General features: G+C 45.7%; 1 protein-coding gene. It reads right to left on the bottom strand.

Translation table 11 applies throughout. The features are described 5' to 3' along the window. On the bottom strand, positions 1–746 hold a 746-nt coding region (locus ACFIMQ_RS09580), incomplete at both ends, for a hypothetical protein (RefSeq protein WP_375703949.1).

The following is a 746-nucleotide window of genomic DNA, read 5'->3' as shown; positions in this document are numbered from 1 at the left end:
GTTTGGCTGAGATTTGTTTGCGCATGCAAAGCAATGGTATCATTGCTTTCTATTGTGCCACTATTGCTTAAATCACCATGGCTGGTCAGTTGAAGGTCACCACGCTCAATCTCTATGCGCCCTGCTTGGATCACACTATCAGCAACAATATTGACTGTCCCTTGCGTAGAAATGAGACCATCAACATTCTCAAAACTGCCCACATCAATGCGCAAACCATCCCGGGCTAAAACATGCGCACCTTCATCATGTGTAGCGTTTTGTTGGTCTGAATTTGTCGTTTCAGCGCTTTTATTGACAAAAGACGTTGCAACAATCTTCATCTCACCGGCTAAAGCACTGAGAAGACCAGCCTCATTATTTATATGACCAGCACGTGTCTCTTTCAGCCCACCAATGCTGAGAGCCTCTTCTGCAATCATTCTGCCCTGTGTGTTGGTTAAATCACCATCACTGAATAGATCCATAGATTTTTTGGCGTAAATCAGCCCACTATTGCTGACATTCCCTGCCACATTGAGGGCAACATTCTCACCACTAGAGCCAAGCGCACCGGCATTGTCTAATTGCCCTGCGGTCACAACAAAAACGCCACCACTTTGAAGAACCCCTTCGGATGTATTCTTCAGAAAGGCTTGTTGCGGATCGGCGCCTTCTTGTGTGCTTACTATCAAATGCAAATCATCGGTTGCAATAAACGTCCCTTGATTGGTAAATGCACCAATATGAGCATCGACACTCTCACC

Source organism: Bartonella sp. AD13SXNS (assembly GCF_042196465.1).
GTDB lineage: Bacteria > Pseudomonadota > Alphaproteobacteria > Rhizobiales > Rhizobiaceae > Bartonella.
This window is presented reverse-complemented; position numbering and strand designations above follow the sequence as displayed.